The 23,098-nt window shown below is 66.3% G+C and carries 19 protein-coding genes and 4 pseudogenes; 14 read left to right on the top strand and 9 right to left on the bottom strand.

Annotated features, from left to right (window positions below):
• The first annotated feature begins 35 nt into the window (after nucleotides 1–35).
• The 3 genes from CDN38_RS23885 (at nucleotide 36) to CDN38_RS23875 (ending at nucleotide 7,762) form a co-directional block, all read left to right on the top strand.
• A complete protein-coding gene (locus CDN38_RS23885) occupies nucleotides 36–3,899 on the top strand; it encodes an NAD(P)-dependent oxidoreductase (RefSeq protein WP_099319222.1) in 3,864 nt (1,287 codons plus the stop codon).
• Nucleotides 3,900–4,148: 249 nt separating this feature from the next.
• On the top strand, nucleotides 4,149–5,870 hold the full coding sequence (locus CDN38_RS23880; protein WP_075512264.1) for an aldehyde dehydrogenase family protein: 1,722 nt from the start codon (nucleotides 4,149–4,151) through the stop codon (nucleotides 5,868–5,870).
• An 899-nt stretch (nucleotides 5,871–6,769) separates the two neighbouring features.
• Complete coding sequence (locus tag CDN38_RS23875) at nucleotides 6,770–7,762, top strand: NAD-dependent epimerase/dehydratase family protein (RefSeq protein WP_075513137.1); 993 nt, start codon at nucleotides 6,770–6,772, stop codon at nucleotides 7,760–7,762.
• Between the two features lie 18 nt (nucleotides 7,763–7,780).
• On the opposite strand, the gene CDN38_RS23870 is transcribed toward CDN38_RS23875, so the two are convergent.
• The 3 genes and pseudogenes from CDN38_RS23870 to CDN38_RS23860 all read right to left on the bottom strand — a co-directional run bounded on the left by CDN38_RS23870 (nucleotide 7,781) and on the right by CDN38_RS23860 (nucleotide 9,957).
• Complete coding sequence (locus CDN38_RS23870) at nucleotides 7,781–9,388, bottom strand: WS/DGAT domain-containing protein (RefSeq protein WP_075513138.1); 1,608 nt, start codon at nucleotides 9,386–9,388, stop codon at nucleotides 7,781–7,783.
• 148 nt (nucleotides 9,389–9,536) lie between these two features.
• Nucleotides 9,537–9,704: pseudogene (locus CDN38_RS23865) on the bottom strand (PIN domain-containing protein); the annotation flags it as partial.
• Nucleotides 9,677–9,957 (bottom strand): annotated as a pseudogene (locus tag CDN38_RS23860) (ribbon-helix-helix domain-containing protein). The pseudogenes CDN38_RS23860 and CDN38_RS23865, both read right to left, overlap by 28 nt.
• A gap of 101 nt (nucleotides 9,958–10,058) precedes the next feature.
• Between CDN38_RS23860 and CDN38_RS31225 the strand changes: the two are divergent.
• Nucleotides 10,059–10,199: a hypothetical protein gene (locus CDN38_RS31225; protein ID WP_233027015.1), complete on the top strand. Its 141-nt coding sequence runs from the start codon at nucleotides 10,059–10,061 to the stop codon at nucleotides 10,197–10,199.
• A 34-nt stretch (nucleotides 10,200–10,233) separates the two neighbouring features.
• Complete coding sequence (locus CDN38_RS31220; RefSeq protein ID WP_233027014.1) at nucleotides 10,234–10,611, top strand: class I SAM-dependent methyltransferase; 378 nt, start codon at nucleotides 10,234–10,236, stop codon at nucleotides 10,609–10,611.
• A 148-nt stretch (nucleotides 10,612–10,759) separates the two neighbouring features.
• Here the strand turns inward: CDN38_RS31220 and CDN38_RS31215 are convergent, their stop codons facing one another.
• The 3 genes and pseudogenes from CDN38_RS31215 to CDN38_RS23845 all read right to left on the bottom strand — a co-directional run bounded on the left by CDN38_RS31215 (nucleotide 10,760) and on the right by CDN38_RS23845 (nucleotide 12,807).
• Nucleotides 10,760–11,551, bottom strand: a complete 792-nt coding sequence (locus tag CDN38_RS31215) for a WS/DGAT domain-containing protein (protein ID WP_075513139.1) — start codon at nucleotides 11,549–11,551, stop codon at nucleotides 10,760–10,762.
• 38 nt (nucleotides 11,552–11,589) lie between these two features.
• Nucleotides 11,590–12,231, bottom strand: a pseudogene (locus CDN38_RS32510) (wax ester/triacylglycerol synthase domain-containing protein); the annotation flags it as partial.
• A 111-nt stretch (nucleotides 12,232–12,342) separates the two neighbouring features.
• Nucleotides 12,343–12,807: a carboxymuconolactone decarboxylase family protein gene (locus tag CDN38_RS23845; protein ID WP_142361321.1), complete on the bottom strand. Its 465-nt coding sequence runs from the start codon at nucleotides 12,805–12,807 to the stop codon at nucleotides 12,343–12,345.
• A gap of 90 nt (nucleotides 12,808–12,897) precedes the next feature.
• On the opposite strand from CDN38_RS23845, the gene CDN38_RS23840 reads away from it, so the two are divergent.
• The 6 genes from CDN38_RS23840 (at nucleotide 12,898) to CDN38_RS23815 (ending at nucleotide 17,830) form a co-directional block, all read left to right on the top strand.
• The gene (locus tag CDN38_RS23840; RefSeq protein ID WP_075513158.1) at nucleotides 12,898–13,209 is read left to right on the top strand and encodes a transposase; all 312 of its coding nucleotides are present in this window, start codon (nucleotides 12,898–12,900) and stop codon (nucleotides 13,207–13,209) included.
• Entirely contained in the window at nucleotides 13,206–13,772 is a 567-nt protein-coding gene (locus CDN38_RS23835) for an IS3 family transposase (RefSeq protein WP_099319221.1), read from the top strand. The genes CDN38_RS23840 and CDN38_RS23835 overlap by 4 nt, the downstream gene beginning before the upstream one ends.
• A 26-nt stretch (nucleotides 13,773–13,798) precedes the next feature.
• The gene (locus tag CDN38_RS23830; RefSeq protein WP_099319220.1) at nucleotides 13,799–14,140 is read left to right on the top strand and encodes an IS3 family transposase; all 342 of its coding nucleotides are present in this window, start codon (nucleotides 13,799–13,801) and stop codon (nucleotides 14,138–14,140) included.
• 547 nt (nucleotides 14,141–14,687) lie between these two features.
• The gene (locus CDN38_RS23825) at nucleotides 14,688–16,358 is read left to right on the top strand and encodes a nitrite/sulfite reductase (RefSeq protein ID WP_075513141.1); all 1,671 of its coding nucleotides are present in this window, start codon (nucleotides 14,688–14,690) and stop codon (nucleotides 16,356–16,358) included.
• Between the two features lie 30 nt (nucleotides 16,359–16,388).
• Complete coding sequence (locus tag CDN38_RS23820; protein ID WP_099319218.1) at nucleotides 16,389–17,117, top strand: phosphoadenylyl-sulfate reductase; 729 nt, start codon at nucleotides 16,389–16,391, stop codon at nucleotides 17,115–17,117.
• The gene (locus CDN38_RS23815; RefSeq protein WP_075513143.1) at nucleotides 17,114–17,830 is read left to right on the top strand and encodes a sirohydrochlorin chelatase; all 717 of its coding nucleotides are present in this window, start codon (nucleotides 17,114–17,116) and stop codon (nucleotides 17,828–17,830) included. The genes CDN38_RS23820 and CDN38_RS23815 overlap by 4 nt, the downstream gene beginning before the upstream one ends.
• 9 nt (nucleotides 17,831–17,839) lie before the next feature.
• Here the strand turns inward: CDN38_RS23815 and CDN38_RS23810 are convergent, their stop codons facing one another.
• Nucleotides 17,840–18,775 carry a LysR family transcriptional regulator gene (locus CDN38_RS23810; RefSeq protein WP_099319217.1) on the bottom strand — a complete coding sequence of 312 codons (936 nt, stop codon included), beginning with the start codon at nucleotides 18,773–18,775 and terminating at the stop codon, nucleotides 17,840–17,842.
• 100 nt (nucleotides 18,776–18,875) lie between these two features.
• Here CDN38_RS23810 and CDN38_RS23805 point away from each other — a divergent pair, with 100 nt between their 5' ends.
• From CDN38_RS23805 to CDN38_RS23795, 3 genes are all read left to right on the top strand, one after another.
• Nucleotides 18,876–20,255, top strand: coding sequence for an FAD-dependent oxidoreductase (locus CDN38_RS23805; protein ID WP_233027013.1), 1,380 nt, complete (start codon nucleotides 18,876–18,878; stop codon nucleotides 20,253–20,255).
• Nucleotides 20,255–20,581, top strand: coding sequence for a ferredoxin (gene fdxA, locus CDN38_RS23800; RefSeq protein ID WP_075513146.1), 327 nt, complete (start codon nucleotides 20,255–20,257; stop codon nucleotides 20,579–20,581). Before CDN38_RS23805 ends, fdxA begins: the two co-directional genes overlap by 1 nt.
• Nucleotides 20,582–20,679: 98 nt before the next feature.
• A complete protein-coding gene (locus CDN38_RS23795; protein WP_075513147.1) occupies nucleotides 20,680–21,900 on the top strand; it encodes an alpha/beta hydrolase family protein in 1,221 nt (406 codons plus the stop codon).
• 113 nt (nucleotides 21,901–22,013) lie between these two features.
• On the opposite strand, the gene CDN38_RS23790 is transcribed toward CDN38_RS23795, so the two are convergent.
• Entirely contained in the window at nucleotides 22,014–22,211 is a 198-nt protein-coding gene (locus CDN38_RS23790; protein ID WP_075513148.1) for a hypothetical protein, read from the bottom strand.
• Nucleotides 22,212–22,248: 37 nt separating this feature from the next.
• A pseudogene (locus CDN38_RS33185) lies at nucleotides 22,249–22,936 on the bottom strand (transposase family protein); the annotation flags it as partial.
• Between the last annotated feature and the right edge of the window lie 162 nt (nucleotides 22,937–23,098).

Below are 23,098 nucleotides of genomic sequence, written 5' to 3'. Positions count from 1 at the left end.
AATCAAGCAGATGACGCCCGAAATTGCGTGAGGCCATGATGAACCCCAGCTATCTGATAGCGCTCGATGCTGGCGGCAGCGGCGGGCATTGCCTGCTCGTTGACGTCGCCGGCGGCGCGTTTACCCGCATCTTCCGACCATGGACCCACCCGGCGGCGCCCGAAACCGGCGGACTGGGCACCGACCTCGACTTAGACCTGATCTGGGCAACCCTCGCCGAAGCCGCCCGCGGGGCGCTGGACAAGGCTGGAGCAACGCCGGATCAGGTGTTGGGCGTGGCGGCGACAAGCATGCGGCACACCACGGTGGTGCTCGACGCCGACGGCAACGCCTTGTTGGCCACGCCCAACCGCGACGCCCGTGCTGCCGGCGAGGCCTTTGAGCTGGCAAGCGAGCACGGCAGCGCGCTTTATGCCCGCACCGGGCAATGGCCGAGCCCGCTTGCCACCGCGGCGCGACTGCGCTGGTTGGCAAAGACGAATCCGGACGCGTGGGCACGCGCCACGATGGTGCTCACACTCAGCGATTGGATCGCCTACCGGCTGTGCGGCGAATCCGGCAGCGAGCCGTCGCAAGCCTGCACTACCTTGTTATTCGATGTGGCGCAACGTGATTGGTCGGACGGCCTTGCCGACGAATTGAGCATTCCGCGTCGCCTGCTGCCGCCGTTGCGCCTCGCGGGTACCCGGCTGGGCACGGTCACGCCCGCGGCGGCGGAGTTGTTCGGGCTGCGCGCCGGGACTCCGGTCGCGGTCGCGGGCGCCGATACCCAGTGCGCCATGCTGGGCGTCGGCGCGGTAGCGCCGGGACAGGTGGGGGCGATTGGCGGCACCACGGTGCCCGTCCAACTGGTCCTCGGCCGGCCGGTTGTCGACCCCGGCGAGCGGCTGTGGACCGGTTGCCACGTGCTGGCGGACCGCTGGGTGTTGGAGAGCAACGCCGGAGCGATGGGTGAAGCGCTCGACTGGTTCGCGCGCATCATGCACCCGGATGCCGCGCATCCGGTTGCCCACTTCCTGGCCGAGGCGGGATTGTCGGAGCCGGGGTCGGCCGGCATTCTGTCCACCCTTGGCACCGGCGTGATGAACGCGCGGGAGTTGCGGCTGCCCACCGGCACTATCACGCTGTCGCACCTGAGCACGGCCCACGATCCGCAACGGCGACGCCACCTGGCGCGTGCGGTGGTCGACGGTATGGCGTATGCGGTGCGCGCCAACCTCGAGCAGTTGCGTGACGTCGCGGCACCACAAACCAGCACCGCCGCGCTCAGCCTTGCCGGCGGCATGTCGCGCAGTGCGGTGTTCGCGCAGGTGCTCAGCGACGTCCTCGGCATGCCCGTCGAAGTCGGCGCCACACCGGAATCCACCGCGCTCGGTGCGGCGCTGTGCGCCGGCGTCGCCGTCGGCGTCTTCGCCGATCTGACCGAAGGGGCGCAGCGATTCCGCGGCCAGTCCCGCACGGTGGTTCCGGACGGCGAGCGGACGCGCGCCTACGACCAGCTCTACGGCGGCTGGCAAAAGTTGCGTGCAGCAAGTGCGGCCGCGGAAACGCTTGCGTCACAACTGATCCTGCCATCGGCGCTCAAAGCAATGAGCGCTACGGCTGGGCGATCGCGACCGGCGCTGCGTCCGCGGATCCTGGTCACCGCAGACATGGACGACGACGGACTGGCGGCGCTGCGCGCGCTAGGCGACGTCGAATACGCGAGCTTTCGCACCGCAATGCGGCTGCTCACCGGGCCGAGCCTGGTCGAGGCGCTGGCCGGGGTGCAGGTGTTCATCACCGAAGTTGACGTGGTGGACGCCGATGCGATCCGGCAGCTGCCGGACCTGAGGGTGGTGGCCGCGTGCCGGGGCAACGCGGTCAACGTCGACCTCGCGGCATGCACCGCGTTCGGGATTCCGGTCCTCTACGCCCCGGGACGCAACGCCGACGCTGTCGCCGACCTCACCGTCGCGTTCCTGCTGATGCTGGCTCGCCGGCTGCCCGTGGCGTCGGCGTTCCTGCATCAGCCGGGGATCGCCGCCGGCGACATGGGCCGGATGGGTCAGGCGTTCACCAGCCTGCAAGGCCGCGAACTGTGGTACAAGACAATCGGTCTCGTCGGCTTCGGCGCCGTGGGCCGCGCCGTGACCCGGCGCCTGCGCGCCTTCGACGCGCGTGTCCTGGTGTACGACCCGTATGTCGATGCCGAGCAGATCGTGCTGGCCGATGCCGAACCGGCATCGCTTGATGAGCTGCTGGAAAACAGTGACTTCGTCAGCCTGCACGCCGCGGTGAGTGAGCAGTCACGTGGGCTGATCGACGCCGCCGCGCTGGCCCGCATGCGGCCGGGCGCCTGCCTGGTCAACACGGCGCGCGCGGCGCTCGTCGACGAGGCCGCCCTGGCCGACGCGCTGCGCGACGGACACCTCGGCGGCGCCGCGCTCGACGTCTTCAGCGTCGAACCCCCGGGGTCGGATCACCCGCTGCTGGCCCTCGACACGGTGATCGCGACGCCGCACGTCGGCGGCAACACCGTCGAAGTGGCGGCGCATCAAGGACGCATCATCGCCGCGGACCTGCGCCGACTGCTCGTCGGCGAGGCACCGCAGCACGTCCTCAATCCGGAAACCCTGCGCAGCTTCGACTGGAACGCGCCGCGCCCGACACCGGAACCCGGAGTTCTCGAACGGTTGGCCCGCCAACCCGGGCCCGCAGTGTCGGACCTGCAGCTCGACCGCGGCGCGGCCGCCACGCCGCCGACCGAACCAGCCCCTGCGGCAACGACATTGCCGCCAAGGGCCGAGGTGCCGGCCGGGATCCGCGACGGCATGCAGCGTATCCTGAAGGGCTTTGTCGACCGGATCACCCGCGATGAGGCGCTAAGCGCTTTTGCCACAGGCAAATCCGTCACACTGCATTTCACCCTCACCGACCTGGAGCTGGCGTTCTTCCTGCAACTACAGGACGGCGAGATCGCCGCCGACCTCGGCGATCCCGCAGCGTCCGCCGACGTCGAATTGCGCATGCGCGCCGAGATTCTCGACGGAATGTTCACCGGCCGCGTCAATCCCATGCAAGCGGCCATGGGCGGGCGACTCTCGTTCAGCGGCGACACGGCCAAGGCGATGACGTTGCAGAACATGCAGGACGATCTGGCCCGGCTCTACCAGGAGGCCCGCGAGGAAGCCGGTGATCCAGGCGATCTGGCCGCCATTCCCGACGCCACCGCAGCCGTGCCGACCGCCGCGCCAGCCACCGCAGTGCCGGCGCCAATCGGATCCGCTGGAGACATCCGGGACACCCTGCTACAGACCGTGCACGAGCTCTACACCGCCGAGCTGATCACCGCCACCGGCGGCAACGTCAGCGTGCGCATCCCCGGAACCGACCAGCTGTGGATCACGCCGAGTCAAATGTTCAAGGGGGACCTGCGGCCCGAAATCCTGGTGCGCCTGGACCTCGACGGACATGTGTTGGATCCCGGCGCTCCCTCACCGTCGAGCGAACGAATGATGCACTGCCTGGTGTATCGCGCCCGCCCCGACGCGCAGGCGGTGGTGCATGCCCACGCGCCGCACGCCACCATGCTCGTCAATACCGGGCTGCCGTTTCTGCCGGTGTCGACGGAGGCGGCGTTCTTCGGTGACATCCCGCGGGTGCCGTTCATCATGCCGGGAACCGACGAACTGGCACATGCCGTGGCCGAGGCCATCCGGGATGGCTGGGCGGTGCTCATGCAGAACCACGGGATACTGGTCGCCGGCCGCAGTCTGCGCCGCGCCGCCGACATGGTCGAGATCATCGATCGCTCGGCCGAGATCATTCTCGGTTGCTACGCCGTCGGCAAAGAGCCGACCACGCTGCCCGGCGACGTGGTCGAAATGCTGCAGAAGATGGGTGATTTGATGGCGTAAAGCCCAGCGGCCGGCGTCGTCAAGGCAATCCATGTGAACCGCAACATGTTTCGCTGTTTCTTGGCCGAAGGGCAGTTGTCCCGGCCCCGAAACGACCGACGTTAGCCCGACAACCGTTCCAGTTCGAGACTCGATGTCAGGACCTTTGACCGTTGCCGACTGCGTGGCGAACGGCGCACCCTATAGGCAGCGACGCGGAAAGCCGCGGGCGTGGCGTACATCATCGCCACAGAAAGATAGGACCACCCCATGACCACACAGGCATCACTCGATACAACAGCGCTCGACAAGGCGCTTGACGCTCTGCACACTAGCGCGCCCAGCTGGGTCGCCCTGTCCCTCGAAGCCAAGGTGGCGCTGCTGGAAGCGTTGCCGAAAAAGATCCTCAATTTCGCCCCGGAGATGGTGGCCGCGGCTGACAGGGCGAAAGGCATCGCCTCGACCTCCAGTTGGGTCGCCGAAGACTGGCTGACCGGTGTGTGGGCCTTTATCCAGGGCGTCAACTCGCACGCCCTGGTGCTCAGGCGAATACTTGCCGGGCAGGAGCCGATCAAGGCCGACGCGGTGCACACCAGGCCGGACGGCCAGGTCGTCGTCGACGTCTTCCCGGTCACCGTCTACGACCGGTTGCTGCTCAACGGCTACCAGGCGCAAGTCTGGATCGAGCCGGGCGTCAGTGCTGAGCAAACGCGCCAGGACGCCGCCCGCATGTACCGCGGCGCCGGCTACGACCACCCGGGCGTCGCATTAGTCCTCGGCGCCGGCAACGTGGGAACCATTACGACGCTCGACATCCTCGACCAGTTGTTCGCACAGGGGAATGTCTGTGTCGTGAAGATGAACCCGGTCAACGACTACCTCGGCCCGTTCTACGAGAAGATCTTCAATGACTTCGTCTCGCGTGGCTGGCTGCGGTTTGTCTACGGCGGCGCCGACGTCGGCGGCTACCTGGCCCATCATCCGAAGGTCGACTCCATCCACATGACCGGTTCGGCGGCGACCTACGACGCAATCGTGTGGGGTAGCGATGCCGAGGCAGCGACGCGCAAGGCCCACGGCACGCCGTTGCTGGACAAGCCGATCTCGGCCGAATTGGGCGGGCTCAGCCCGGTGATCGTCGTACCGGGCGACTGGAGCGACGCCGACGTCAGGTTCCAGGCCGAGCACATCGCAACGAGCAAGCTCAACAACGCCGGCCACAACTGCATCGCGACCCAGGTCATGATCGTGTCGGAAGACTGGCCGCTGGCCGACCAGCTCATCGCCGAAATTCGCGCCGTCATGCGCGAAGTCGAGCCCCGCCGCACGTACTATCCCCGCTCGCAGGAAAAGACCGAACAGGCGTGCGAGGGGATGCGCTGCACGGAGTTTCTCAGCGGCGACAAGAGCCGCGTGCTCATCTCCGATGTCGACCCGCACAGCGGCGCCAGCATCCTGCGCGACGAGGTATTCGCGGGCGCCCTGGGAATCGTGCGGCTTCCCGGCCAGACGGCGCGCGAATTCATGCGCAACGCAGTCGATTTCGCCAACGACGTGCTGCCAGGCACGCTAGGCGCGACGATCATCATCGACCCCAAGACGCGCAAGTCGAACGCGGCGGCCTTCGATGACGCTATTTCCGGGCTGCGCTACGGCGACATCGGGGTCAACGTGTGGTCGGCGATGAACTTCTTGCTGGGCTACACGCCCTGGGGCGCGTTCCCCGGGCACACCCCGCAGGACATCGGCAGCGGCACCGGGGTGGTACACAACGCTTTCTTGTTGCAGCACGTGCAGAAGGCCATCGCCGAGATCCCGTTCCGGCCGTCACCGCGCGCCATCCTCGGAGGCGAGTTGACGCTATCGCCCAAGCCGGTCTTCTTCGTCACCAACAAGACCGCGGAGACGACGATCCGTCGATTGGTCAAGTTCCTGGTGGATGGCAAGCCCACCGCACTGCCTGGGATCTTTGCGTCTGCGTTGCGGGGGTGACATCGGCGCGCCCATGGTCGTGGCGCGCGCAACCCGGGCGACGCATGCGGTGGGCGGGATTTCGTCACTACAGTGGCTTGAGTAGCGGCAGTCACATCTGACTCATGAGCCTCTGGCCGAGGCGATACACAATGTGCCCACCTCACTCGAAAATGGAATGCGACCAGAAGCTAGCTAGTGAGCGGCTGCCCGGTGATGTTAGGCAACGTTGTTGAGGGGTTCGAGAGTGACGTTGTAGCCGAGGGCTCGCAGTGTGCGCTGACGGCGCCGAGTGTGCCGTCAGGGCGGGCCGACCGTGGATTTTCCCGCCCTGCATACACTCTCAGAGCCGTCCCTGCACACTCGATGCAGCGGCATGACAGCCGACTCGGTCAGCACGTGAGACATATCCGAACGCCTGCCATCACAAGAGGGTTGAGCGAAGGTACGGTATCGGCGTGCCGAAAAACAGAGCCCAAGGTGTGCCGAAAACAGATCCAGGCAGCCAAGACTGCGCAAGACGACATCGTTGACCAGCAGCATTCGTGGTCACCATGAATTTCCGAGTGAGGTGGGCAAAAAGAGCACCAGACCCTACAGAGACTCTTGTGACTGATGTGGCATTCTGCGCTAGCGCTCACCGACTAGGAGCGCACTGAATAACCCGTCCAGCGATCGTCGTGTCTGACGGCTATGGGCGGTGTGGCGTGTGATGATGTTGTGGTGCAAGGGATTACGCGATCGGAGACCACGTTGTCGACCAATCAAGTCTGACCTACCGCCGAAGAGACGGCCTTGTCGGCGTTCTTCCCGCCCCTGCCGCGTTCGTTGTTCAGAAGCCTCCTAGGACCACGGCCTCGATGATGACCGCGCTCCGATCGCGCCTGCCGTCTGCCGCCGACCGGTAGAGTCACGAATTCGTGCAGATCGCAGTGACTGGCGGCACCGGATATCTCGGCGCACACATCGTTCGTGGCCTCTTGACCGCCGGGCATGACGTGCGGCTTCTTGCCGAGCGCGGCTGGAATAATCCCCAACTGCTGCAACGGCTTTCCAAGCTCGGCACGATCACCGTGCTGGCGGGCGATGTCCGCGACTCCGACACGGTGACGCGGCTCCTGGACGGCTGTGACGCCGTGCTGCACGCCGCCGGCGTCGTCGGGACCGACAATCGGCGCGCGAAGTTGATGTGGCAGGTCAATGCGTATGCGACCGAGGCGGTATTGCGTCAGGCGCATGACCGCGGGCTGGACCCGATCGTCTCGATCAACAGCTACAGCGCCCTGTTCCCGCCGCCGGGACCGGTGATCGGGCCGGACACTCCGACTGCGGCGGGTAGGTCGGCCTACGCCAAGACAAAGGGGTACGCCGATCGAGTTGCCCGGCGGCTGCAAGACGAGGGCGCACCCGTTGTCCTCACCTATCCGTCGAGCGTGGTCGGTCCGGCCTTCACGACGGCGCCCGGAATCACCGAACAGGGTTGGGCACCGATACTTCGGGCCGGCGTGGCACCACGACTGCGCAACGCCGGAATGATGATGGTGGACGTGCGCGACATCGCCGAGGTGCATGTCGCGGCGCTGCGCCCAGGGCAGGGCTCCAAACGTTACGTGTGCGGCGGCGTGATGCTCAGCTTCGACGAGATGATCACTGCCCTCGAGGCCGGTTCCGGGCGCCACATCAGGCGAATTCCGCTATCCGGCGGGGCATTTCGGACCATGGGGAGGATCGCGGATGTCGTCGGCGGTCTACTGCCGCTGGGAGCCGGATTCAGTTTCGAAGCCGCGCAACTGCTCACCGCGGCGATACCGACCGACGACTCGCGCACCCAGGCCGAGCTCGGGGTGACCTGGCACTCGCCCCGCGAGGCGATCATCGCGACGTTCGCGCACCGCACCGAAGAAGAAAGATAAGTGACAGCCGTCCCGCCGTCAGTTAACCCCGGGGCTGGCGGCCCGCAGCCGCTCGAAGGCCCCGGCGAACCCGTCGACTATCGTTTCGTGGTCGGGCACCAGGGTCTTGTCACAGGCGATACCCACGACGACGTTGCCGTTGTAGGTGGAAATGGTGAAACTCATGGGCTGGTTGCCCGATACCGGTGCCCACCCGACGATGCCCGCCACCTGGCTACCGGCCAGGTAGACCGGCATCGGCGGGCCGGGAACATTGGTGAGGGTGCCGATCGTGCGGTTGGTGAACAAGTCCACCGATGCCTCGTAGAGCTGCCGATTGAACCCGGCGATGGTCTCCTGCAGGCGAAACGCCACGGCCGCCTCGTGGCCGTGCTTGATCCGGTTCATCCGCCGCTTGGCCACGGCCAGGACTCGCAGGGGGTCGGGCTGATCGGTCGGCAGTTCGAGTTGAACCAACGCGAACTCGTTGCCGAGACGGTCGGGCAGCGTCACGTCGACGGGTTTGAGGTTGACCGGGATCATGAAAGTCACCGCGGAACAACGGGCATGGTGGGCCTGCAGGTAGTCGTGCAACGCTCCGGCCACACTGGCCACGAGTATGTCGTTGACCGTGCACCGGTTCGCCTTTGCCACGGCCTTCACCGTGGCCAGCGACACCGGCTCCGACCACGCCACCCCTTTGTCCTGGCCGGCGGTGCCGGTCCAGATTGTCGAGTCGTTGCGGGTGCCGATCAGCAGCTTGCGCAGCGTGTCCACGTCACCCGGCGCGGCGGAGAACACGTCGACCAGCGCGCCACTGCCGGGCAGGGCGGCGCGCATGGCGGAGCGTACGGACTCGGCGATGGCGGACATCGTCGCCCAGGTCGACGTGGTGATCGTGTGGCCGGCCCCCACCGGGTTCTGCACAGCCAGGCGACCAAATTCGTTGGCGTGACTGAGGATTCGAGGAAGTTCGGCGGCGGCCCCGATGACCTCTGCCGCCACGTCCGTCGCCCGTCCGGTCGGGTCGCTCAGCGTCTCTTCGAGAAGTGACCTGCCGCGCCGCGCGGTGCCCGCCGCTCGGCCCGCTGCCGTTCGCAGCCGGTCTCGTATCGGCTGCCCCGGCGGGTGCGGGCGCGCCGCGTGCTGCAGGACCCCGGGGCCGCGGACCGGACCTCCCGTGGGTGCCGCGTCGAACAGGCTCATCGCCAGTTCGACCATGCGCATCCCGTCGGCGACGGCGTGGTGGGTCCGCATGATGATCGCGCTGCCGTGCCGGTAGCGGTTCACCCAAATCCCTTGCCAGAGTGGCCGGTTGCGGTCGAGCATTTCGGTGCGGTGGCTGGCGACCAGCGCCTGCAGTTCGCGGCGGTCGTCGGGATCGTTCAGGTCCACAATCGTGACGTGCCGCTCGAAGTCGAACTCGTCGTCGACCTCCCACCACCACGAGCCGTCGCGGTCCTTGACCGCCAGGCTGCGGAACACGGGGTAGCGGGTGGTGAGCCGCTCCTCGATAACTTCGCGCACCCGGCTCCAGTCGAGCGGGTCGGCCGTCCAAACCACCGTGTCGACGACCATCAGGTTGTTCGGCCGGTCCATCTCCAACCACAGAGCGTCCTGGATGCCGAGCCGGCGTCGCTCTGCCATCTTGCACCTCCACGACCGATCGACCGCAAGCCCGGGGTGCCCGCGCTTCGTACCGAGAATCATGCGCCCGGCCAACCCGCTCGGGCTACCCCGGGGTGGGGCTGGTGAGGCGCCGTCTGGATCGAGGGTGCGATAGCAGACATTGCCACCGCCACACTTCGCGCCGCTCCACGGTCCGCATACCGCCGATCAGCTCCGCGATCGATACCACGCTAATTGTCAGGGGTCCGTGACTCCGAACATTGAGAAGCCAGTCGCGGGCCACGGCGACTCCTCGCAAGTGCGCGATCAGCACATCGGAGTCGACCAGGACCACGACGTCCCCTGCCACACTCGGGCAAGGTGCTCCTCGCGGTAGCCAGGAAAACGCCCCGGCAAGTCAACGTCTCGAAGCGTACCGAAGGAATCGTCGATCGCCTTGAGATCCGACGCCAGGGTGTCGTCAGCGCTGGCCAGAGCGCGGTTGAGCAGCTGACGGATAAGTCGGCCCGCGACACACCTTGCTGTTTCGCTAACCTGTCGAGGCTCGCGGTCTGCTGCTCGTCAAGGTAGATGTTGGTGCGCCGCATACACCACGTTATGCATCACGACGGGATCGGCATGGCGCACTCTTTCCTATACCGGCGCAACCCCAAAGTGACTGGTTGCGGAGGAGCAAGGAGGACAACGCGTGGCGCTCACGGTGAGCGAGGCCCGTTCGCTTTACGACCGGATCGGTCGCGTCCAGGACTGGCAGGCCTTCTATGAGGACGCGACGATAAACCGGCTCGTGGCAAACGCAGCCCTCGCCGGGGACCAGACGATTTTTTGAGTTCGGTTGCGGCACTGGTCGGTTAGCCGCGCGCTTGCTGTCGTCGCTGCCGCCTACGGTCAACTACCTCGGCGTCGACGTCAGCCCGGTGATGGTCAGCTTGGCCACCCGTCGAGTCGCCGCCTGGGTCGAGCGGGCCCGGATTGCGCTTGTCGACGGCTCGCTGCCGCTACCCGCCGATGACGGGTGCGCGGACCGAGTGCTGTCTACGTTTGTGTTCGATCTGCTCGACGAAGCCTACGCCCGGACCGTGCTCGACGATCTGCGGCGGATCCTCGCGCCCAACGGCCGGCTCTGCATAGCCAGCCTGGGCTACAGAGAGCGGCTCGTCGAACGAGCCATCTCGCGAACTTGGATGAGGCTATCGCGGGTTGCGCCAAAGGTTTTGGCGGGTGTCGTCCCGTCAGCGTAACCGCTCTGCTGGAACACGGCTGGAACGTCGAGCATCACTCGCGCGTGCATCGCATGGGACTTGTCATGGATGTCGTGATCGCAACTCCGGACACACGCCAACCATGACGCGAGAGACATAGCGACTCTCGCCGCAGTAGCCGGATAGGTTACCGGTCGTGGGCGGGCGCGCGGGCTGGTTTCGGCCTCGATGCTGTGCCGCGGTCCTCGCGTGGCAACAGTTCAGCGAAAGAAGCGTCCATGCAGTCGCCGTAATGCTCGATATCCGGTAGCACGGCCGGGCAGCCGTTGATGCTGACAAGCATGCGTCCGCAGTAGCTGACGGCGCTGTGCATCAACCCATTCCGTTGCGTAAACGGGGTGAAACCGTAGCTCGCGATCATCCGGGCGCCGACGAGGTAGATCGGGAACTGCGTGCCGCGCATGGTGGTCACGTACGTGTTGGCCACATACGAGGTGTCCCAGCACTGCCCGAGGTGTGCGGCCCTCGCGAGGCGGATCACCGGGACGATCAGCGCGCCCGGCAAGAACTCGGCGTACTCGATGAACGAGCGAGGACCGACGGCCTCGATAAAGGCCTTCGACTGGGCGCTGGACTGGTGCACGGCCCGCAGCCGGGCGATCGGGTCGGCGATGTTGGTGCCGAGCGACGCGCGGGCCACCGCAAGCTGATTCGCCCCCCGCTGGCCTTTGACGTGCTCCTGCATCGGGATGGCCGTGACGAGCGACGATTTGGGCAACTCCCCCTTGTCCAGCAGATAGCGGCGCAGCGCGCCTCCGATGCCGGTGAGGACAACGTCGTTGACCGTGGCCCCGGGTACGAGCGTGCGTGCCGCCAACACTGCGGACAGGTCGTAGGCGCGTCCGTCAAAATTGCGACGGCCGTCCGTGGGGTCGTTGAAGCGGGTGTGCGGCACACCGCCGAAAAACCCTTGCTCCACTGACCTGTCGACCTCAACCGGGTCATCGCTGCGGGCAGCCGGGCTAGGAGTGGAACGCTGTGTCTGACCGCGGAGAGCAGTCGCGGCGGCCGGCGGGCGTAGCTGACCGCGGTGCGAGCCAGCAGGTTCAGCGGCGACGGGCGCCGCTCCGGGCTCCACTCGTCCGCCGGCGCGGGCCGGGTTTCTGGGGTGCCGTCATGCAGCGCGGCGACGATACCCATGCCTGTGATCCCGTCAACTGCCGAATGATGCATCTTGAAGCACACCACGAAGGCGTCGTCCGGAAATCCCTCGATCTTGCCGAGCCCGTCGATGAAGTAGCACTCCCAGGGAGGCCGGCTCAGATCCATGCGCTGAGCATGTAGCTGCGACACCGGCTCACAGAGCTGCCGCCAGCCGCCCGGGCGGGGCAATGCCAGATGGTGCAGGTGCCGGCTCAGCTCGAAGTTCTTGTCGCGCACCCAGTACGGGTGATCCAGATCGAACGGGACCCGAGCCAGCACCGAGCGAAAAGCGCGGTCCGCGCCGAGCCGCGAGCCGATATGCGCGGCGACATCGTCGAAGCTGACGGTGCCGCCCGGAGCCGTCGACGGGTCGTAGATCGCGAACGAGCTGACGTGCGCCCCGCCGGCGGTTTCGAAGTACACGAACGCGGCGTCCAAACCGCTCAATTGCTCCATGGTCACCCAGAGGCAAAAGTCCACTATCGGTAAGCGATAGCTTCGCTTGCTGAGGATGCCGGGTCCGCAGAAACGCCAACAATTTCCCCAGTAAAGGGGCCATTGAACCAGCTATGCCGACAGCACGTTGTCGAGCGTCCGCAGCGCCGCCGCAACCCGTGCGATGCCGTGCTCGGCGCAGAAGCGGACCACGTCACGAACGCCGTCCTTGCCGAGACCGGCGTCGAGCGCGATTTCGACGTGCCGGCGGAAAGACTCGTCGAGAGCCCGCAGGGCGACGTCGGAAGTCAGCGCCATGATGGCACGCTCACGCATGCTGAGTCGGTCCTCCGACCACGCCCACGACAGCTGCCGATCAACGAATTCGGTAGTCCATTCGTCGGTGCTGTCAAGCCGCCCCAGCACGGCGTCCACGACACCGGGCACCGGCAATTCGTCGAGATCACTTGTGTCCATGCCGGTCTCGGCGGCGACCTGCTGAAGCCGGGCAAGTGCGTCGGCGGCCGCCGGATAACCCGAATACGGGGCGATAAACCGGATCGCGGCCAACAGGTCGGCATAGGCCAGACCGTGCATCGTCGCCGCGGTGACGTGTGCTTCCCCCGCTTTCGCGGAGACTTCCGAACCAGGTTTGATCTTGCAAAGCCTGGAGGAAGGAAGTTTTGAGTGGCAGCGACGAGGAAGTATCCGGTTGAGCTGCGTAAGCGCGCGGTGCGACTGTATCGGGAATCGAACCCCAAGCCGGTGATCGCGCAGCTGGCGCGGCAGCTGGGCGTGCACCCGGAGGCCTTGCGGAACTGGGTTCGTCAGGAAGAGGCCGACCGCGGCGAACGGCACGACCGGCCCACGACGGAGATGCTCGAGGAAAACCGGCGGCTGCGCGTGGAGAATAAGCGGCTGCGTGAAGTCAACGAGGTGCTCAAGGCGGCGAGCGCGTATTTCGCGTCGGAGATCGGCCCGACCCGGAGAAGGTCATGAACTTCATTGAGGCACATGACTTCTCGGTCGATCTCGTGCTGCGGGTCCTGGGCATCGCCTCCCCGACCTACTACGGGTGGCGGGCTCGGCGCGCTAACCCGGGTCCTCGTGCCCGCGCCGACGCCGAGCTGCTGAGGTTGATCGACACTATCCGCGGTGAGCACCCCTTCGCGGCCACCTACGGCTCGCCCCGGGTGTGGCTGCAGCTGCGTCGCCGCGGCGTGCGGGTGGGCCGCAAGCGGGTCGAGCGGATCATGCGCGTCAACGGCCGCCGTGGCGCCTACCTGCCCAAGGGCTGGAAGCACTGGTCCACCTGGCAAAACCCCAAGCACACGGCGGCGCCGGACCTGCTGGGGCGTGACTTCAGCGCCACCGCGCCCAACACCAAGTGGGTCGGCATAAGATCTGACCCGCATCCTCACCGGCGAGGGGGTGTTGTGGCTGGCCAGCGTGCGAGATGCGTTTTCCAACAAGGTGGTTGGCTGGGACAGTGGCCACCGCGCGACCACCGGGCTGGTGAGCTGCGCACTGGACTACGCGATCTTGTCCCGCGACGTGCGTGACGGGCAGCTGATCCACCACAGCGATTATGGGCTGCCAATACACCTCGATCCGGTTCACTCAGCGGCTGCTCGACGCCGGCATCGCGCCATCCACCGGCGGTGTCGGGGACAGCTTCGACAACGCCCTCGCGGAGAATCTATGGTCGACCATCAAAGTCGAGCTGATCTACTGGTCCACAACCACTTTCGCAACCCGAGCAGAAGCGCAGACAGCGTTGTTCCGCTACATTGACGGCTGGTATAACCCCCGCCCCATCCAAGTCGGCCTCGACGGGTTCTCTCCCAACGAGTACGAGACAGCCTGGCACACCAGGCAGCATCAACCCCAACCGGCTACCCTCCAACCCGAGGGTGCCAACCCCAGATAGAAAGGTCTCCGGGAAACCGGTGGACTCACCGGGACCCAGAGCGGCAGTTCACTCGACGCCATCGACGTCCCGTCCCTTAAGGCACCCATTTCTGAACCGAATGTCCCGGGTGCGGTTCAGTGATAGCGGATATCGCTGGCAAGTCACTGCCAATCTGCTGGGGGATACCTTACGACTGGCGCCACCGATTCCCGATCGCAACACCTTGCGTTGCTTACGTTTCCGATGACAGAGCGCGAATCACACTAGCAAACAACATGATCGAGCCACGCACCCCGGCCAAGGCCCACATGGCTCACAACCAAACGATGTGACCTCACAACATGAAGGTCCCTACCGGCACCACCGCCAACAGCGCAACATCGATGCCATGACCCGTGGGTCCGGTGATGTACCTTCGGATACCTCCCGCTGACCAACATCATCGTTGATGTCGTAGGCCGGCCCGATGGCCGCCCACCGTCGACGCCCGCCGGAAGGGACAACCGCCAAAGCGCCACGCGCAACGGCTATCCGGGTCGCCAATGTTCGCGAAGGAGTATGCCACATGACCACAGCAGCCCGTCCCGCCAAGACCCGTAACGAAGGTCAGTGGGCACTCGGACAGCGTGAGCCGCTCAACGACGCGGAACAGTTCAAGCAGGAGGACGCGCCGCTGAATGTGCGCGACCGCATCCTGAACGTCTATGCCAAACAGGGTTTCGACAGCATCGAGAAGTCCGACTTGCGTGGCCGCTTCCGTTGGATGGGCCTCTACACGCAACGTGAACAGGGTTACGACGGCACCTGGACCGGCGAGGAAAACACCGACACCATCGAGGCCAAATATTTCATGATGCGGGTGCGCTCCGACGGCAAGCCGATGTCGGCCGCCACCGTGCGCGCCCTGGGCCAGATCTCGACCGACTTCGCCCGTGACACCGCCGACATCGGCGACCGGGAGAACGTCCAATTCCATTGGATCCGAATCGAAGACGTCCCCGAGATCTGGGACCGGCTGGCGTCGGTCGGTCTGACCACCACCGAAGCCTGCGGCGACTGCCCGCGCGCCATCCACGGTTCTCCATTGGCCGGCGACTCGGTCGACGAAATCCTCGACCCCTCACCGGCGATCGACGAAATCCTGCGGCGCTTCATGAACAACCCCGAATACGCCAATCTGCCGCGTAAGTACAAGAGCGCGATCTCGGGCCTGCAGGACGTCTCCCACGAAACCCACGACGTCGCCTTCATCGGCGTCAACCATCCCGAGCACGGCCCGGGGATGGACCTGTGGGTCGGCGGCGGCCTGTCGACCAACCCCATGCTGGCCCAACGAGTCGGCGTGTGGGTTCCGCTCAACGAGGTGCCCGACGTCTGGGAAGCGGTCACCAAGCTGTTCCGTGACTACGGCTACCGGCGGCTGCGCGCCAAGGCCCGGTTGAAGTTCCTGGTCAAGGACTGGGGCATTGATAAATTCCGCGAGGTCCTGGAAACCGAGTATCTGCAACGACGGTTGATCGACGGCCCGGCCCCGGAGCCGGTCAAGCACCCGATCGACCACGTCGGGGTGCAGCGGCTCAAGAACGGGTTCAACGCCGTCGGGGTGGCCCCCATCGCCGGCCGGGTATCGGGAACCATCCTGTGCAAGGTGGCCGACCTGATGGAAAAGGTCGGTTCGGAACGCGCCCGGTTCACCCCTTATCAGAAACTGGTCATCCTCGACGTCGCCGACGACAAGGTCGACGAACTGGTCGCCGGGCTGGATGCCATCGGTCTGCCGTCGCGTCCGTCGGCGTGGCGCAAGAACATGATGGCCTGCACCGGTATCGAGTTCTGCAAGCTGTCGTTCGCCGAAACGCGGGTCAGGGCACAGTCTTTGGTGCCCGAGCTGGAAAGCCGTCTGGCCGACATCAACACCGATCTGGACGTGCCGATCACCATCAACGTCAACGGGTGCCCCAACTCGTGCGCCCGAATTCAGGTCGCCGACATCGGATTCAAGGGCCAAATGGTCGACGACGGGGAAGGCAAACCGGTCGAGGGGTTCCAGGTCCACCTCGGCGGCGGCCTTGGCGAAGACAGCGGATTCGGCCGGAAACTGCGCCAGCACAAGGTCACTAGCGATGAACTGGGCGACTACATCGACCGGGTGGTCCGCAACTTCGTCACGCAACGCCACGACGGCGAACGGTTCGCAACCTGGGCGCTGCGGGCCGAGGAGGCCGACCTTCGATAAGTCCACCCGAAACGAGCGGAGGACGACGAGATGAGTTATACCGAGGCGCAGCTACGTGAATTGGCTGCCCGTGGTGCCGACGAGCTGGAGGGTGCCAGCGCTACCGACCTGTTGCGCTGGACCGACGCCCACTTCGGCGGCGTCAACGGCCCCCGGGGCTGGGCCACCTGCAACTACGTGGTCGCCTCCAACATGCAAGAAGCCGTGTTGGTCGACCTGGCCTCCAAAGTGCGCCCGGGCGTGCCGGTGATCTTCCTCGACACCGGCTACCACTTCGCCGAGACCCTCGGCACCCGGGATGCAGTCGAATCCGTCTATGACATCCGGGTTCTCAACGTCACCCCCGAACACACGGTGGCCGAGCAAGACGAGCTGCTCGGCAAGGACCTGTTCGCCCGCAACCCCACCGAGTGCTGCCGGCTGCGCAAGGTCGTCCCACTGACCAAGGCGCTGCGCGGGTATTCGGCCTGGGTCACCGGCATCCGCCGGGTGGAGGCACCCACCCGCGCCAACGCCCCCCTGATCAGCTTCGACGAAGCGTTCGGACTGGTGAAGGTCAACCCGCTGGCCACCTGGACCGACGAGGACGTGGAGACCTATATCCAGCAGAACAACGTGCTGGTCAACCCGCTCGTCGACGAGGGGTACCCCTCGATCGGCTGCGCCCCGTGTACAACCAAACCGGCCGCCGGCGCCGACCCGCGCAGTGGGCGCTGGCAGGGGCTGGCCAAGACCGAATGCGGGTTGCACGCCTCATGAGCACCTTGATCCTCACCGCGCACGGCAGCAAAGATCCGCGGTCGGCGGCCAACGCCCGAGCCGTCGCCGCCGAGCTCGCCGGCATCCGGCCCGGACTCGATGTGCGGCCGGCCTTCTTGGAACTGGCCGAGCCGGCATTCATCGACGTGGTCGCCGGCTTGCCCAACGGCCGTCCGGCCGTCGTCACGCCCCTGCTGCTGGCCAGCGCCTACCACGCACGCCGCGACATCCCCAACCAGATAGCGCGTGCCGGCGCGCACGGCGTCCGCCAGGCCGACGTGCTCGGTGAAGACGATCGCTTGGTATCGGTACTGCGCGAACGCCTGGCAGAACTCGACATCTCACCGCTCGACCGGGACCTGGGTGTGGTAGTGGTCGCGATCGGCTCATCGAACGCCGCGGCGAATGCCCGCACCGCGCGGGTAGCCGCCGCGCTGACCGCCGGCACCCGCTGGGCCGGGGCCACCATCGCCTTTGCCACCCGGCCGCAACCGTCGGTTCCCGACGCGGTCGCCCGGTTACGGCGCCGCGGCGCCCGCCGCCTCGTCATCGCACCGTGGTTCCTGGCGCCGGGTCTCATCACCGACAAGGTGTGGAACTACGCGCGCGACAACGGCATTCCGATGGCGCAACCGCTGGGCGCGCACCGGCTGGTGGCCGAGACGCTGCTCGACCGCTACGACCAGGCGCTGGCCCACCACGCCGCGGCCTAGCGCCCACTCCTACGTAGAGCGGATATGGCTGAGCAGCTCCCGGATGGCCCCAGCGGGCGGGGTGCGCCCGCCAACCCAGATGGCTCGAAACTGGCGCCGCAGGTCCAATTCGGGCACCGGGACGGCGCTCAGTCGGCCGACCGCGAGGTCGTCGGCAACGGCCAGCCGGCTCATGGCCGCCGGCCCGGCGCCGGCCAGCACCGCGGCCCGCATGGCCGCGGCGGACGACAATTCGAGCACCGGCGGCGCCTGCCGCACATCGTCGCCCAGCACCTGACGCAGCGCCACCGTCAGCGAATCGCGGATGCCCGAACGGGGTTCGCGAGTAACCAACGGTGTTTGCGCGAGTTCACCTGAGCTCACCGGGCGTGCTCGCCGAGTCCACTTGTGCCCGGGCGGCACCACGATCACCAGCTCGTCATGGCCCACCACACAACTGCCCAATCCCTTTGGCGGCCCAGGGTTTTCGACAAATCCGAGATCGGCCGCGCCACTGCGAACCGCGGCGATCGCGTGCTCGCTGTTGGTAGCCGTCAAGATCACCTGGGGGGCGCTGCCGCCGCGCCGCCTGACCGCCGCGTCCTGTAACGACAGCAGCCAGTGCGGCATCAGTTGTTCGGCGATCGTCTGGCTGGCCACCACTTTGATCCGCTCCCGCCCCTCCTTGCGCAGGGCACCTAGACCCGCATCGACCTCCTTCGCGACGTCAAGTAAGCGCGCAGCCCACTCGGCGACGACCACGCCGGCGGGCGTGAGTTGTGAGCCACGGGTGGTCCGGGCGGCCAGCGTCACGCCAACCTGAGCTTCCATCGCCGCGAGCCGTTTTGACACGGCTTGCTGAGTCAACCCCAGGTCGCGGGCGGCACCGCCGAGGCTGCCGGCCTGCGCGATCGCCAGAAAGATCTCGAACGAGGCGAGTTCGGGCATGCGGGAACTGAGCGGCATGGTTGATGAAACCACGAAAACGGCGACACAACCATTGTTTGTGACAACACAACATCGACACCTCTACCCCGGCTCGGAGGGGACGACAACCATGAGATTCATGACCCGTCCATACCACGTAGCGATTGTGGGTTCCGGTCCGTCGGGATTCTTCGCCGCGGCCTCGCTGCTGAAAGCCGCCGACGCCGGCGAGCAGCTCGAGGTTGCGGTCGACATGCTGGAAATGCTGCCCACGCCATGGGGTTTGGTGCGCTCCGGCGTCGCACCCGATCACCCTAAGATCAAATCGGTCAGCCAGCAGTTCGAGAAGACCGCCGAAGACCCCCGATTCCGGTTTTTCGGCAACGTCACGGTCGGCCGGCATGTCCAGGCCGCGGAACTCGCCGAGCGCTACGACGCGGTGATCTACGCCGTCGGCGCCCAATCCGACCGGCCCCTGGGCATTCCCGGCGAACAGCTGCCGGGCAGCGTCGCCGCGGTCGATTTCGTCGGCTGGTACAACGCGCATCCGCACTTCGAGCAGATGTCCCCCGATCTATCGGGCAACCGCGCCGTCGTCGTGGGCAACGGCAACGTCGCGGTCGACGTCGCCCGCATCCTGGTGACCGATCCCGACGTACTCGCGGTCACCGACATCGCCGACCATGCATTGACGGCGTTGCGCGCCTGCCAAATCGAGGAAGTGGTGGTCATCGGCCGGCGCGGCCCGCTGCAGAGCGCCTTCACCACCCTGGAATTGCGCGAACTCGGAGAACTCGAGGGCGTCGACGTCGTCGTCGATCCCACCCAGCTGGAGGGCATCAGCGACGACGACCTCGCCTCGGCCGGCAAAGTCGCCAAACAGAACATCAAAGTGCTGTGCCGCTACGCCGCCCGCGCACCCCGGTCCGGACACCGCCGGATCGTGTTGCGGTTCTTGACGTCTCCCATCGAAATCAACGGCAACGATAAGGTGGAAAGTGTCGTGCTCGGCAGCAACGAACTGGTCAGCGACGCCGGCGGGCGAATGGTGGCCAAGGACACCGGCGCCCGGGAGGAGCTGCCCGCGCAGCTGGTGGTGCGATCGGTGGGCTACCGCGGTGTCCCCACACCCGGGCTGCCGTTCGACACCAGGAGCGCCACCATCCCCCACACCGACGGCCGGATAGAGGGCAGCCGAAACGAATACGTCGTCGGCTGGATCAAGCGCGGACCGAGCGGCGTGATCGGTACCAACAAGAAGGACGCCCAGGACACCGTCGACACCCTGCTCGCGGACCTGGCCGCCCAGTCCCGCAGCGGCGCCCTCGCCGCGGACCGCGCTGACCAACTCGCCCGGTGGCTGGCGTCCAGGCAGCCCCAGCTGGTCAGCGCCGCGCACTGGCAGGCGATCAACCGCTTCGAGCGGGAAGCCGGTGCCGCGCAGAACCGGCCGCGGGTCAAAGTGACGAGCACATCGGAACTGCTTCGCATCGGGGGCTGTCAGGAAGGAGAACGATAGTGGCATACGTGATTGCCGAACCCTGCGTCGACCTCAAGGACAAGGCCTGCATCGAGGAATGCCCCGTCGATTGCATCTACGAGGGCGCCCGGATGCTCTACATCCACCCCGACGAATGTGTCGACTGCGGCGCTTGCGAACCGGTGTGTCCGGTGGAGTCGATCTACTACGAAGATGATCTTCCCGGCGAGTGGAGCGAGTACCAGCAGATCAACGCCGACTTCTTTGCCGAACTAGGTTCGCCCGGGGGCGCGTCGAAAGTCGGGATGACCGAGAACGACCCCGCCGCGGTCGTGGAGCTGCCTCGCAAAGCCGAGGTGACCTAGAGCCGACCTGGCGCGAGTGCATCCGAAATACCCGTGGGCTTAAGCTGATCGAAGGCTGATCGAGAAGCCAGACCACATCGAACAGGGTGACAGACGAGATGCCGGACATCGACCAGACAGACCGGCGCCACGGCAGCGCCAATCCGCTGCTGCAGGTGCTGGGCCCATTCACCCGCACCGGCGGCTTCTATGCCCGGTCGTGGGGCACCTATCTGGACCGTCAGCCCGACGAGTTGCCGGTGGCTCGGCCCACCATCGCGCTTGCCGCGCAAGCGTTTCGCGACGAAATCCTGCTGACCGGCTTCGGCATGCTGAGGTCGGCGCCCAGCGCCTCCTCACTGGAGCGGATAGAACGCGAAGTGCTTGCCGCACTTGACGTTTACCAGAACAACGGCTGGCTGGCCAATCCCGAGGGATTCTTCGCGGCGCCCCCGCCGCTGACCGAGGTGGCGGTCAAGCGGGTGGACAGCATGGGGCGCAGCTACCAGCGTCTCTCCTTCGACAGCGGCTACGAGCCCCACCCGGGCGAACCGGGCCGCGAGCGATGGCTGAGCTACACCGGAAACCACCGCGAGTACGCGCTGATGTTGCGGCACCGCCGGCCGCGGCCGTGGCTGGTGTGTGTGCACGGTGCGGAGATGGGGCGGGCCGGGCTCGACCTGATGCTGTTTCACGCCTGGTATCTGTACCGCAACCTCGACCTCAACGTCGTGCTTCCGGTCCTGCCGCTGCACGGGCCGCGGGCACGCGGGCGGCCTTACGGCGCCGCGTTTCCCAGCGAGAATGTGCTCGACGCGGCCCACGGTGCCGCTCAGGCGGTGTGGGACATCCGGCGCCTGCTGTCCTGGATCCGCGCACAGCAGCCCGACGCGATGATCGGGCTCAACGGCATATCTCTGGGCGGTCTCATCAGTTCGTTGGTCGCCAGCCTCGACGACGGGCTCGGGTGCGCGATCCTGGGTGTCCCGGCCGTGGATCTGGTGGAGCTGGTCGGCCGCCACGCCGGCCTCAGCGGCCACCGCAGCCTCCGTCAGACGATGAGGTCGGCCCGGCCTATCGGCCGGATGATCTCGCCGCTGGCCCTGACTCCCCGCGTGCCCATCGAGGGCCGCTTCATCTATGCCGGCGTTGCCGACCGTTTGGTGCACCCCCGGGACCAGGTCAGCCGCCTCTGGGAGCACTGGGGCAAGCCGGAGATCCATTGGTACCAAGGCGGTCACACCGGTTTCTTCCGCTCCCGGCCGGTACAGCGGTTCATCGACGACGCGCTGGCGCAGTCCGGGATGGTGGACCCGGCGAGGTTACGGCCAAGACGGTAACGCGGATTTTCACGCAGGAGGTTGGGCACAACATGTCAGCTGAATTCGAAGCGTAAGGTTCGGTTTCCCCACCAGGGGACTGGGGTGTCGTGCGGGAGGTCGGCTTGGCGGGCCTAGCCCTGGCCTAGCTCGGTGACGACGAGCTGGCGCACGGTGGCGGGGTAGCCAGTGAGCCGGATTCCGTTGTCTTGGTGCACTTTCGGCTCGTTGTAGCGGCCCGGCCGGTCAAGGGTGACGGTCGTGTAATCGGCGCCGGTGAGTGCGTCGATGGCTTTGACGAGCGCGGGTGAGCGCATGCGCAGCTTCGCCATGAAAATTGGTTACCCAGGCCTTTCCAAGGCGACAATGTCGCTGTTTCTCGTCTTTCCGGTCGGGGCGCACCAGCAGTACGCCCAGCTGGTCGGCGCAGAGCGTTCCAACTCGGTGCCCGACAGGCCCTTGTCGGCCAGCACAATCATCTTCTCGCGCAGCCCGCCGAGGTCTCGGGCGTGCGCGAAAGCTCTGCGGCCACCTCTCGTTCGCCGATTTTGGGGTCGGCAAGACACCACGCGACGGGCATCCCTTCGGCGGTGGTGAACAAATACAGCTTCACCCCCCTAAAAACCAGCGTGAGTGCGCGGCGCAATACCCATAGTTGGCGAAACCGGCCAGTTCGAAGCGTTTCGCGGTCTCCCGCGACGCACCGCACGGCACTGGGGTGCCGTCGACCAGGCGTAGATCGTCAGCCCACGACGGGCACTGAGTGGCCAGGTACAGCATGGCCTTGCAGATCAGCGCTGTCGCAGCCTTGACCCGCTTGTGGTAGCCGGGCTGTTTCGGCAGGTATGGAAATGGGTGCCCGAGTCGGCCGTAACACATTCGCAAGCCAAGGGTGTTCGCTGCGGGCGCCGAGCAACGCCTGAGCCACCGCCAGGCACGCCAGCTCGGCGTCGGTCAATTGCTTCGGTCGCCCCGCGCGCCGCCGGTCGGCTTGCACCACGTGGTCGTCGATCGTCACATACAGTTCGCTCAGGAGGGCATCGAGGTCTGTCTTCACAACTGCCCATCGGTGCCCTCCAGCCACATTCATCACAATGCCGGCACGCCGAGAGTGCAACCACGGCGGCGCCGCCCGGCGTGTCCCCGCCGCCAGTACACACTCGGCGCAGCCGGTGCACACTCGGCGAGCAGTTAGCGAATTACTGATCTAAATCGTCGA

Source organism: Mycobacterium ostraviense, assembly GCF_002705925.1.
Taxonomy (GTDB): domain Bacteria; phylum Actinomycetota; class Actinomycetes; order Mycobacteriales; family Mycobacteriaceae; genus Mycobacterium; species Mycobacterium ostraviense.
Note: the sequence above shows the minus strand (reverse complement) of the source record. Positions and strands in the feature narration are given on the sequence as shown.